General features: G+C 56.6%; 9 protein-coding genes and 1 pseudogene. All 10 read right to left on the reverse strand.

Features of this window, described 5'->3' with window-relative positions:
- Positions 1-30: 30 nt before the first annotated feature.
- Positions 31-444, reverse strand: coding sequence for a nucleoside diphosphate kinase regulator (rnk, locus tag EKK97_RS19705; protein ID WP_159554540.1), 414 nt, complete (start codon positions 442-444; stop codon positions 31-33).
- A 161-nt stretch (positions 445-605) separates the two neighbouring features.
- The gene (locus EKK97_RS19710; RefSeq protein WP_159554542.1) at positions 606-764 is read right to left on the reverse strand and encodes a hypothetical protein; all 159 of its coding nucleotides are present in this window, start codon (positions 762-764) and stop codon (positions 606-608) included.
- 171 nt (positions 765-935) lie between these two features.
- Positions 936-2,228, reverse strand: a complete 1,293-nt coding sequence (locus EKK97_RS19715) for a pirin family protein (RefSeq protein WP_159554544.1) — start codon at positions 2,226-2,228, stop codon at positions 936-938.
- 134 nt (positions 2,229-2,362) lie between these two features.
- Positions 2,363-3,985 (reverse strand): MFS transporter, encoded by a 1,623-nt coding sequence (locus tag EKK97_RS19720; protein WP_159554546.1) that lies wholly within the window; start codon positions 3,983-3,985, stop codon positions 2,363-2,365.
- Positions 3,986-4,054: 69 nt separating this feature from the next.
- A complete protein-coding gene (locus tag EKK97_RS19725; RefSeq protein ID WP_159554548.1) occupies positions 4,055-5,950 on the reverse strand; it encodes an amidohydrolase in 1,896 nt (631 codons plus the stop codon).
- Between the two features lie 47 nt (positions 5,951-5,997).
- A pseudogene (locus EKK97_RS26190) lies at positions 5,998-6,269 on the reverse strand (XapX domain-containing protein).
- 138 nt (positions 6,270-6,407) lie between these two features.
- Positions 6,408-7,022, reverse strand: a complete 615-nt coding sequence (locus EKK97_RS19735) for a hydrolase (RefSeq protein ID WP_201296945.1) — start codon at positions 7,020-7,022, stop codon at positions 6,408-6,410.
- Positions 7,023-7,322: 300 nt separating this feature from the next.
- Positions 7,323-8,786 (reverse strand): catalase, encoded by a 1,464-nt coding sequence (locus EKK97_RS19740; protein ID WP_159554550.1) that lies wholly within the window; start codon positions 8,784-8,786, stop codon positions 7,323-7,325.
- Between the two features lie 594 nt (positions 8,787-9,380).
- Positions 9,381-10,814, reverse strand: coding sequence for an aldehyde dehydrogenase family protein (locus EKK97_RS19745; RefSeq protein ID WP_159554552.1), 1,434 nt, complete (start codon positions 10,812-10,814; stop codon positions 9,381-9,383).
- Positions 10,811-12,517: an acetolactate synthase large subunit gene (locus EKK97_RS19750; RefSeq protein ID WP_159554554.1), complete on the reverse strand. Its 1,707-nt coding sequence runs from the start codon at positions 12,515-12,517 to the stop codon at positions 10,811-10,813. Before EKK97_RS19750 ends, EKK97_RS19745 begins: the two co-directional genes overlap by 4 nt.
- Positions 12,518-12,570 lie beyond the last annotated feature (53 nt).

The raw sequence follows: 12,570 nt of genomic DNA on the forward strand, positions 1-12,570 counted from the left end.
CTACGATTCGTGGGCGACGACGGCGTCGGCTCAGCGGTGGAACTGACCTTCCCGCTCGGGTTGCCACAGGATGGCATCGATACGCAGGCGCGTCTTGCTGCCATCCGGCAGTGGCCAGTCGATCTCATCACCGATGCGCAAGCCGATGAGCCCGGCGCCGATCGGCGCCATCACCGAGATACCGTCCTCGGTGCTCGCCAGCGCATGGGGATAGACCAGCGTGCGTATCATCTGCCGGTTACGGGTCAGATCGGTGAACTGCACCTGGCTGTTCATGCTGACCACGTCCGTCGGGATCTCCTCGGGATCGATCACCTCGCCGCGCTCGAGCTCCTCTTCCAGGCAGTCGGCGACGAAACGATCCTTATCACTGGCCTGATCGATCAGGCGCTGCAGCCGCTCCGCATCCAGGCGGTTGATGATGATGGGGGGACGGGACGACATACGACCTCCTTGGCACCGGCAGCGCCGCTCTTTGCAATAGTGGCTGCCGGCCATGCAACAAAAACAGCCCTTCGCCCCGGGCGGGGAGAAGGACTGTGGCTCTCACTATCATAAGCCCAAGCCCGGGGAATGTCAGGCCTGGATCATACCTGCGCGAACGCTCAGCCGCCTGGGCGACGCCCCGACGTGGCCAGCACCACGATACCCACCGCGGCCAGCGCCACTCCCACGAATGCCACCGGATTCCACGACTGCCAGCCGAATACCGCCAGCACCAGTCCCAGTGCCAGCAGCACCCAGGCAAATGTCTTCACACCCATTGCGCAGTCCTCAATACCGAGTATAGGCCTCAGCATGCAGCGGATAGGGAGCTACATCAAGGAAAGTGCAAATAGCGAAGCCCAGCAGTGGCATGACGCTTCGCTCAGCCTGCCCCGCCGCGGGGCGTTGCTTTCCACGCACCTTACCCTAGGCAGCTAACTTTTTCGGTTTCATTTTCCAGACTGTCCAGGGAAAGGGATAAATTCAGCGTCATCGCCCGGCGGAAGGCGAAAGCGACCATGTTCAAAATCGCCCTCTACCCATGCTTGCTTGGCATCCTCAAGTTTTTCCCGGGAAGAAGCGACGAAATTCCAGGAGATATAACGAGGACCATTTAATGTTTCACCTCCCAGCAACATTAATCGAGCTCCAGCCTCACCAGCCCCAATGGTTATAGGGTCGCCTGGCCGGAACACCATCATACGGCCAGCGCCGAAGGTTTCCCCTGCGACAACGACACTACCAGACATGACATAAATACCACGATCTTCATGGCCATCCGGCAACGGGAGCTTTGCACCTGGCTGCAGTATCGCATCCGCATAAAACATTTCAGAGAAGGTCTGCACCGGTGCCCGCTCTCCCCAGGCCGTGCCTAGAATCAGGCGCACTTCTTTACCCTCACCTTCCAGCACCGGTAGAGACTCCTCGCCATGATGCTCGAAGCTGGCAGGCTGGTCTTCATCAGCTTCGGGAAGCGCAACCCAGGTTTGCACCCCCAATACCGAGTGCTTGCTCTGACGAGTGATAGCACTGGTGCGCTCCGAATGGGTGACTCCATTACCCGCCACCATCCAATTAACCGCACCAGGACGAATTATTTGATTAGTACCCAAGCTATCACGGTGCTGAAACTCTCCCTGATATAGATAAGTAACTGTGGCCAGACCAATATGGGGGTGTGGGCGAACATCAATGCCTTCATCCTTAAGGAATTCGACTGGCCCCATCTGATCGAAAAAAATGAACGGCCCTACCATCTGCCGTTTTGGGGCAGGCAGCGCACGACGCACCTCGAAACCACCCAAGTCTCGTGCGCGAGGAACAATCAGTGTCTCTATGTCATTCAAACTACCGACGGATGGGCACTTTGGCTCTAAATCAGGCATCCAACTCATGGTTTTTCTCCAAAATGAGGGGCAGGTAAATGTGGCGAGCACCTTACAGCAACACATCGCGCCACTCTGAGGGCGTGCAAACTGTGCTTTTGCAAATGGGCATAACGGCATGATTTTCTTACCCAAAGAGCGAGCATCCTCCACCGCTTGAGACACTAGCGCCACACCCACTTTTTGCCCACGCATGGCATCAGGCACTTCGGTGCTATCAATAATAATCACCGATCCACCTGCTTTCGAGTAGGTCATCTCTGCTTTAATTCCATTGAGCTTGACCATATAGCGCCCTTTGGTATCGCCAGCTTCATGCTCAATGGAAAAAGAGGCTTCGGGTGTACCAGACATTGCTTTCTCCTTGTTGAATTACCCGGCAAACAACTCAACATGCGCCCCATAAACCATAGCCATCAGGAGCCTGTTATTTCTATAGCATCTAACAGAACTACCAATACTCAGAACTTACCCCCTTGAACAAAGTCTCACGCTCGTCCTTCATGTGGATAATTGAAAGTCAGGAAATGGCGCACAACCGGACCTTCCTTTCCTTGATGGAAACGCAGAACTTCCTCTTGAATATCGGCGGCTGATTTAGAAACGCGCTTGTGTTGGCGCAGATGCTCGGCCCAGGATTCGACTTGGAACCATTCCAGCATCAGGCAGGGATCGGCGGAATCCTCGGTAATTCCCCACGCATAGGCGCCATCGCGCCGCCTTTCAGCCGAGAGCCTAGCCAATGTTTTCAGAAAAGCTGAACGATCTTCCGGGGCGACTCGATACTCTATTTGGATAAGTACCGGTCCACGGTCATACTCGACTGGAGTGGCCGTTAGCGGCTCGGGCCAGTGATTGGACGGTGCTAAGTCGGATTCGCCCTTGGGCAACTTGATACGATGTGCAACACATCCGATCGCCGCTAGTCCGACCGCGCCAGATAGTAGCGCCAACGGCACGCCAATCCCTTGGGCGATTATCCCCCATGTCAAACTTCCAGCAGCCATGGCACCATTAAACACCGTCAGGTACACCGCTAGAGAGCGGCCACGCACCCAGTTAGGAAGAATGGCTTGAGCCACACCATTGAGCGTCGTCAGTGCAGTAATCCAAGCGGCCCCAAGGATTAATAGAGAAGACACTGCAAGCCATTTAGGTGGTGCCAGAGATAGCAACACCATGACGGCCGAAGTGACTAAAGCCGAGGTGAGAAGTAGACCATCGGCGCTAAGATACATACGCAGGCGAGGCATCACAATAGCCCCTCCGATTGCCCCCAGGCCAACAGCTCCAAGCAATATGCCATAGAAGCTTGGGCCACCTTCCAGTAACTGACGCGCTACTAGAGGCAGCAGTGCCCAGACTGAGCTGGCCATCGCAAAAAATAGAAAGGCGCGCAGCAGAACTACATGCAGCTCACGACTGGCTCGGGCATAGCGTAGCCCGGCCCGGAAAGCGCCTGGAAAACGTTCGGATAGGGCATCCCGTTGCGTTGCTGGCCGTTTCCACCAAATCAGTGCAGCAATCACAAATACATAGCTTAGAACGTCTACTCCATAGGTAAACGCTGCCCCCATACTGGCCAGTAGCAGGCCGCCCAACGCAGGACCTACGGCACGGGCAATGTTGATCCCCAGCGAGTTGAGTCCCACTGCGTTCTTGAAGTCTTTCTTGTCTACCAGTTCAGGAACAATAGCTTGCCAAGTTGGCCCCATCAGAGCAACGCCGATGCCTCCTATAAAAGTGAGCATTATCAGCGATGTTACAGAATGCTGATTCGTAAGCGATAAGATGACAAGGCAAACGCTGACACCAGCAAGCAGAAGCTGAACGCCGATCAGCAGCTTACGCCGGTCAAGCATATCGGAAAGCACACCTGCCGGAATCGCCAAGAGAAAAATCGGCAGTGCAGCAGCAGCCTGCACCATCGCGACAGCCGCGGGCGAGGAAGATAGATCCGTCATCAACCAAGCACTGGCGACATCACGCACGAAACTACCAATGCTGCCGATGATGGTGGCCGCCCAGAGTACGGCGAAGAGGGTCTGCCGCAACGGAGAAAACGCATTGTCCGGCGATACGGGAAGAGAAGTGGACGGGGCCTTGTTCATGTCTCTAGCCCTTGCAAACCACGTGGCTTTGGCCCCAACGAAACAAATATATGCATGAGATGTATCCCCTTACACGGCCCAGCAAGAGCAGCCGAGAACTCCAAAGAAACCTTTAAGATCCGATGTTGGAACTGGGGAGCCCCAAGCTTGGGCATGAGCATGGCCATGTAGACCACAGGCACTGGCACAGCCGCAGGTGGCCATCGCCTGAGCGTGCAAGGGTGCCAGGGAGTTCTTGCCTGCGCCTTCTGGCTCGCCCCAGGCTCCGTAGCCCTTAAAGGTGCGTGTCGGCGACCAGTCAGGCATGGCAGGCGGTAGTGTGTTGTCGTCCAGTGGCGCAAAATCATTGTCACCATAGACAACGCGCCCACCTACTACCGTTAGGTCGGAAGTCAGGAAGGAGATCTCGTCTTCAGGCACGCTGAAGAAATCCTGACTCGGTACGATAAAGTCAGCGAACTGGCCGGCCTCGATGCGGCCCCGCTTGCCTTCCTCGTTGGAGAACCATGCCACCTTCTCGGTCCACATGCGCAGCGCCGTCTCGCGGTCGAGCAGATTATCTCGTGGATACAAACCGAGACCGCCGACTGTTTTTCCGGTAATCATCCACGACAGCGACACCCAGGGATTGTAGGAGGCCACACGGGTAGCATCGGTTCCAGCGGATACCTTAACCCCCTTCTCGAGCATGCGTTTGACGGGTGGGGTCGCCTCGGCAGCGCGAGCACCATAGCGTTCGACAAAATATTCACCTTGATAGGCCATGCGGTGCTGCACCGCGATGCCGCCACCCAGTGCAGCGACACGGTCAATGGATTTGTCAGAGATGGTCTCAGCGTGGTCGAAGAACCAGTTGATACCATCCAGCGGAATGTCCTGGTTAACCTTCTCGAATACATCCAGTGCGCGAGTAATGGTTTCGTCGTAGGTGGCGTGCAACCGCCAGGGCCACTTGTTTTCTGCTAGCACACGCACGACTTCCTCCAACTCGCCTTCCATTTCTGGCGGCATGTTGGGACGCTCAACGCGAAAATCCTCGAAGTCAGCAGCCGAGTACACAAGCATCTCGCCGGCGCCGTTGTGGCGGAAGTAGTCGTCACCCTGCTTGTACTTCACACTGGACGTCCACTTCAGGAAGTCTTCTTTTTCTTCCTTCGGTTTCTGCGTGAAGAGATTGTAGGCCAGACGAACGGTAATCTTCCCTTCGTCGGAAAGCTTCTGAATAACCTCGTAGTCTTCTGGGTAATTCTGGAAGCCCCCACCCGCATCGATCACACCAGTCACCCCCAGGCGGTTTAGTTCACGCATGAAATGGCGTGTGGAGTTGACCTGATAGTCGAACGGGAGCTTCGGCCCCTTTGCGAGCGTGGAGTAGAGAACCATCGCGTTGGGCTTAGCCAACAGCAGGCCAGTGGGGTTGCCATTGGCATCGCGGGTTATCTGGCCGCCAGGCGGTTCGGGCGTATTCTTCGTATAGCCGACGGCGCGTAAGGCGGCACCATTAAGTAGCGCACGGTCATACAGGTGCATCAAAAAGACAGGAGTATCGGGGGCGATCGCATTGATTTCAGCGATCGTCGGCAGACGTTTCTCAACGAATTGGTGCTCGGTGAAACCACCCACCACACGTACCCATTGTGGCGCCGGAGTCACGGCGACTTGACGCTTAAGCATATCCATTGCGTCAGCCAACGAGCGCACACCATCCCAACGTAGCTCCATATTGTAGTTCAGGCCGCCGCGTACCACATGGGTATGGTTATCGTATAGTCCAGGCAACACGTTGCGACGCCTTAGGTCTACGACCCGGGTACTGACGCCAACCAGGGACATGACTTCCTGATCTGGACCAACGGCCAGGAACTTACCATCCTTGATCGCGACCGCAGTGGCAGTTGGGTTGGCCCGATCGAGCGTTGTTATCTGACCGTTATAGAAAATAATGTCGGGAGTAGAGTTAGGCATGAGGGTACTTCCTTTACAAGAAGCGTGTCAGCGTTCTAATACGCTGCTTACGACGGTTTGTCTTCTGGCGCCTTTTTCGAAGAATATCGACCGGGTAATTGTCCAAGCACATGATCGAGCGTTTGTGACTTAGCACAAGCGGCACTGAATACGGATCCAGCCAATAAATGTTTACTAATTGGAACGACCTGTTCGCCGATCAGAATGCCGAGCAAACCGACTAACGCTACCAAAGGGGGGCCGGTGAGCGTACGCTCAGTAGACTATAGATGACGCCAACTAGTAGGCCAGCTCCCAATGACAAGACATAGATTTTCATAGCCCACCTCAATGGTTGACATACGTGTGTCCCGCTTTACCCGAAAACTGTTCTCACAAGGAGTTGAACGCCTCTTTACCTAGCCTTAGCCTGGGAGAACAGTCGTCCCTGTATCGTTCACCCAGACTTGATCTGTGTTTATTTGTCAGCTGGATTAGGACCGATCCGGTCACCATGTTTGACACGCTCAGGAGCCTTGTGAACCATGGTGTAAGCATAGTCGATGCCCATACCGTAGGCGCCAGAATGCTCCTTAGCGATCCCCATAACAGCATCGTAAGTATCCCGATGGGCCCAGTCGCGTTGCCACTCCAGCAGTACCTGCTGCCAGGTCACCGGTACTACGCCGGCCTGGATCATACGCTGCATGGCATAGTCGTGGGCCTCCTGCGAGGTACCGCCGGAAGCGTCCGCGACCATGTAGATTTCGTATCCTGCATCGTGCATGGCAGAAAGCGCGAAGGTTGTGTTACACACTTCAGTCCATAACCCGGAGACAATCACTTTCTTGCGGCCGTTAGAAGCCAGAGAGTCACGCACGTTCTGATCATCCCAGGAGTTCATCGAGGTACGCTCAAGAATCGCATGGTCGGGAAAGACAGCCAGTAACTCTGGGTACGTGTGACCCGAAAAACTTTCGGTTTCGACGGTCGTGATAGTCGTTGGGATGCCGAACACTTTCGCTGCCTTGGCCAAGCCTACAACATTGTTCTTCAAGGTTTGCCGGTCAATAGACTGCACACCAAAAGCCATTTGTGGCTGTTGATCGATGAAGATTATCTGGCTGTTCCGGGGGTCAAAACTTCGAGAAATTCTTTTGACATGACACTACTCCTTCGAAGGATAGGGCGCATTTCAATATCTTGGAAAACAATCAGCGACGGGTAGTGAAATGGAGCAAGGGGTGCCGCTAGTTCTCCCTACTCCTCATACACAAATCTGCTATTGTCATCCGCCAACACTAGTTCAGCATCTTCCGGGAAGGCGAAACGATGATGGCTTCGATTACTAGGTTCCTATTCATGAATGTCATCCTTTTCTGCTCGAACCTACTCAGAATTGCGGGTCCAATGCGTCCAGCGCCACCGAGACGCCTGCGCCGAAATCCGGATGGACCTGTCGGAAGAGTTCTATCTGCCGCTCGCTGATCCAAGCGGGGACCCCGCACATCGCAGCCGCGATGTTGGCGAACAGCCGATCCTTCTGTTCGTCATCGAACAGCAGGAACAGGGCGCGCGGCTGGCTGAAGTCGTCGTTACCGTCCCGATGATCGAACCGAGCAGCCGGGCCGTACAGATCGAGCGGAGGTTCGGTGAATGATCGGTCCTCCATCGGACCGCCGAAGCTGTTCGGCTCGTAATAGGCATCCGGGTTGGGCATGTTGTCGAAGAAGCGCATCGCCCCGTCCTTGTGATAATGGTGCACGGGGCAGTGTGGCCTGTTGACCGGCAGCGATTCGTAATGGGTGCCAAGCCGATAGCGATGGGCGTCCGCATAGGAGAAGATCCTGCCCTGCAGCATTCTGTCCGGCGAGTGGCCGATGCCTCGGACGACATTTGATGGACTGAAGGCAAGCTGTTCGATCTCCGCGAAGTAGTTCTCTGGATTGCGGTTGAGTTCGAGAATGCCTATTTCGATCGGCGGGAAATCCGCATGCGGCCAGACCTTGGTAAGGTCGAATGGGTTGAATGGACAGGCATCAGCTTGATCCTGCGTCATGATCTGTACCTGCACGGTCCATTGCGGGAATTCTCCCGCCTCTATCGCGCCGAACAGCGCTTCCTGATAGCCTTCGCGGGTTCGGCCCACGACCTCCTCAGCCTCGGCGTTGGTGTAATGGCGATGGCCTTGCCGTGTCTTGAAGTGGAATTTGACCCAGACCCGACCCCCTTTGTCGTTCCAAAGGCTGTAGGCGTGGCTACCGTAGCCGTTCATATGCATCGGGCTCACAGGCAGGCCGCGATCCGAGAAGAGGATCGTTACCTGATGAAGGCTCTCGGGAGACAATGACCAGAAGTCCCACATCGCCGTCGCCGATCGCAGGTTGGTGCGCGGGTGGCGCTTCTGCGTGTGGATGAAATCCGGGAACTTGAGCGGATCACGCACGAAGAAGACCGGCGAGTTGTTGCCGACTAAGTCCCAATTACCTTCGTCCGTATAAAACTTGAGTGCGAAACCACGCACGTCTCGTTCGTGATCCGCGGCACCCAGCTCACCGGCCACTGTCGAGAATCGCGCGATCATCGGCGTCTCGGCACCGGGTTGTAACACGTCAGCACAAGTCAGGTGAGATATGTCACCCGTTATCCTGAGCATGCCATGCGCCCCCCAACCCTTGGCATGGACGACGCGTTCGGGAATCCGCTCGCGGTTCTGGTGAGCCAGTTTTTCGATCAGTTGCCAGTCCTGCATGAGGATCGGGCCGCGCGCACCAACAGTAAGGCTGTTTTGATTTTCAGCGACGGAAGCACCGGAGCTGGTTGTCAGGCGTGGGGGCGGAGTGTCATGAGTAGGCATTGTCAGTTCATTCCGTTCCGGTCTAGCCGCTTTTCCGGCTGATGGCGCATGCTGGTCCGTGATCCCGCTGGCTGGCAGCGGTTGCGGTACGGAGCCACGTATTGAAGAAAATTCTAGCGAGCATTTTCTGGCTCTACGTCGCCGATTCTGCTGAGACGGTGCCAATCTTGCGGTTTGGTGTACGGGGTCCGGATGACCGCAACTGCACAATATCCAATAAGCCATGCCTTTAACGGGAGCCTAAGCACGACCGGCCGCGTGCGAATACCTAATTTAGGCAGATCGGCGTGACGCGAGAAGATTGCAGCTGTCCGCTAGGCCAAAGTAACCCACAAGCCATTGAAATATAGCAGCATTTCCTAACAGGGAAGCTTCTTCCAGCTCCGTTGGCAGTGCCCCCTCAACGGCGATACCTATTAGGAGCAGCATTGTTCTATTCTAGTTTCCATTTGGCGATACCACCTTATAGAAACTATTGCCTCTATACGTGGAACGCCAAAGTGGACATTGAAGAACTACAGAAATTCGTAGAAGTTGCTTGCGTTGAAGGAATTTCTTCCTAACGTCCTCGGCTTCGTCCCCTAAAGGCGCGTCTTAGGGTCGGCGAATCACCAGGTTGCGGATTTCGGTCATGTCCTCCATTGCGAAACGTACGCCTTCGCGGCCTAGGCCCGAGTCCTTGACCCCGCCATAGGGCATGTTGTCGACGCGATAGCTGGGCACATCATTGATGACCACCCCGCCGACGTCGAGATGATCCCAGGCATCGAACATCTTGAACAGGTCGCGGGTAAAGACGCCCGCCTGCAGCCCGAATTTGGAGGCATTGACCTCGGTGAGAGCAGCATTGAAATCAGTGAAGCGTGACAGCACAGCGACTGGCCCGAATGCCTCTTCAGTGACGATCCTGGTGTCGGCAGGCACGGCTTCGAGTAGGGTGGCAGCGAGCATCGCACCCTCGCGGTTGCCGCCGCAGAGCAGAGTACCACCAGCGGCGACTGCCTCGTCGATCCAGGTTTCGAGCCGCGTCGCTTCCTTGACATGAATCATCGGGCCGATGAACGTGTCGCGCTGCTTGGGGTCGCCCACCACCAGGGTCTTTGTCCTGGCGACCAGCATATCGCGGAAACGGTCGTAGATATTTGCATGGATGATGATGCGCTGCACCCCGATACAGCTCTGCCCCGACTGGTAGAAGGCGCCGAAAATGATGCGCTCGAGCGCATCGTCGAGATCAGCATCAGCATCGACGATCACCGCGGCATTGCCGCCTAGCTCGAGCACCACCTTCTTCTTGCCGCAGCGGGCCTTGAGGTCCCAGCCAACATCGGGCGATCCAGTGAAGGAGAGCAGCTTGAGTCGATCGTCAGTGGTGAACAGGTCGGCTCCGTCGCGACTGGCGGGCAGAATAGAGAATGCGCCTTTGGGCAGGTCGGTCTCGGCCAGCACTTCGCCGATGATGATCGCGCCCAAGGGGGTGCGGCTAGCCGGTTTCATCACGAACGGACAGCCCACCGCAAGCGCCGGAGCGATCTTGTGGGCGGCCAGGTTGAGCGGGAAGTTGAACGGCGAGATGAAGGAGCACGGTCCGATGGGCACGCGTTTCCAGATGCCCTGATAGCCCTTGGCGCGCGCCGAAATGTCGAGCGACTGGACCTCTCCGGTCGTCCGCACCGACTCCTCTGCGGCGATGCGGAAGGTGTCGATCAGCCGGCCGACCTCCCCCTCGCTGTCCTTGATCGGCTTGCCCGCCTCGACGCACAGCGCGTACGCGAGCTCGTCGAACCGCTCGGTGAAGCGGGTGACGCAATGGGTGAGCACCGCCTGTCGCTCGTAGCTTGCCATCCGCGCCATCGGTCCTGCCGCCTCGACTGCGCCGGCGATTGCCGCATCGATTGTCGCGGCATCGGCCTGCGCGACGCGGAACGCGACCTCGCCGGTGAACTTGTCGGTCACGGTGAGATCGGCGTTCGGCTGCTGCGCCACGTTGTTGAGATAGAGCGGATAGATGGACTTGAGCTTGGTCATTCGAAACTCCCGGGATGCATACCGTTTTCCGGCGAAGCCGGGGATAGGGGCAACGATTGCAACTCTTTCGACAGCATCTTGATGTCGATGTTGAGGATCTGATCATTCTCTGAATAGTCGACCGGACAGTCGATCAGATGAACGCCCGGCGTATCGAGGGTATGTACAAGCAGCTTCTTGAGATGCTCGGCACTTTCGGCGCGATAGCCGAAAGCGCCATAGCTTTCCGCGTACTTGACGAAATCGGGGTTGCCATAGGTGAGTCCCCAGTCCTTGAAACCCATGTTCGCCTGCTTCCAGCGGATCATCCCATAGCTGTTGTCGTTGAGGATCAGCACGGTGAGGTTGAGCTTCAAGCGAACGGCGGTCTCCATTTCCTGGCTGTTCATCATGAAGCCGCCATCTCCGCAGATCGCCATCACCTTGCGCTCGGGATAGACCATCGCCGATGCCATGGCAGAGGGCAGGCCCGCGCCCATCGTGGCGAGCGCGTTATCGAGTAGCACGGTATTGGGGCGGTAGGCCGGATAGTCGCGCGCGAACCAGATCTTGTACACCCCGTTATCGAGGCAGATGATGCCGTCTTCGGGCATCGCCGCGCGGACCTGTTCGACTAGGTAAGGTGGGAAGATAGGGAAGCGTGCATCCCCCGAGATCGACGCGGTGTGCGCGACCTGCCCCTTGCGCGCCGCCAGCATCGCATCGAACGTCCAGCCTCCATTGGGGACGATGTTCTGTTTGATCTGCCAGATCGCATTGGCTATGTCGCCGACAACCTCAATCTGCGGAAAATAGACCGGATCAACCTCAGCGGTCTTGGACGAAATATGGATCACCTGCGCACCGCCCGGCTGCATGAAGAACGGTGGCTTCTCAATTACGTCATGACCGATATTGACGATCAGATCGGCGGCTTCGACCGCGTGGTGGACAAAGTCGCCCGCTGACAGAGCCGCGCAACCAACAAACTTTGGGTGACGTTCGTCGATCACGCCCTTGCCGAGCTGAGTGGTAAGGAACGGAATGCCGGTCTTCTCGATGAACTGCCGCAACATCCGGCAGGTCATGGTGCGGTTGGCGCCTGCACCAACCACCAGGATCGGCGATTGGGCATTTTCAAGCGCATGCACCGCAGCGCGAATCGACTTCACATCGGCATTGGGTCGCCGAGTGAGGCTGCGCTTGAGCGGCATTGATTCGGTCTTCTCGGCGGCGATGTCCTCGGGAAACTCGATATGGGTCGCGCCGGGCTTCTCCTCTTCGGCAAGCCGGAATGCTTCGCGCACCCGGCTGGGGATGTTGTCGGCGCTGGCGAGCTGATGAGTGAACTTGGTTAGCGGCTTCATCATGTCAACCACATCGAGGATCTGGAATCGGCCTTGTTTCGACTTCTTGATCGGCTTTTGCCCGGTGACCATCAGGATCGGCATACCGCCAAGCTGCGCATAGGCGGCGGAGGTGACTAAATTAGTCGCACCTGGCCCTAGCGTTGCCATGCACACCCCAGCCTTGCCGGTATGCCGGCCATAGGTCGCAGCCATGAAGCCTGCCCCCTGTTCGTGCCGGGCAAGGATCAGTTGAATCGAGGTCGAGCGGCTGAGGCTGTCGAGCATGTCGAGATTTTCCTCACCAGGGACCCCAAATATGTACTCCACCTCCTCCTCTTCAAGGCACTGAATGAACAGGTCGGATGCTTTGGCCATGATAGAATTCTCCTGGAGAATGCTGAATGGTGGCTATATCAGCACTGATGGAT

The organism is Billgrantia tianxiuensis, from assembly GCF_009834345.1.
Taxonomy (GTDB): Bacteria; Pseudomonadota; Gammaproteobacteria; order Pseudomonadales; family Halomonadaceae; genus Halomonas; species Halomonas tianxiuensis.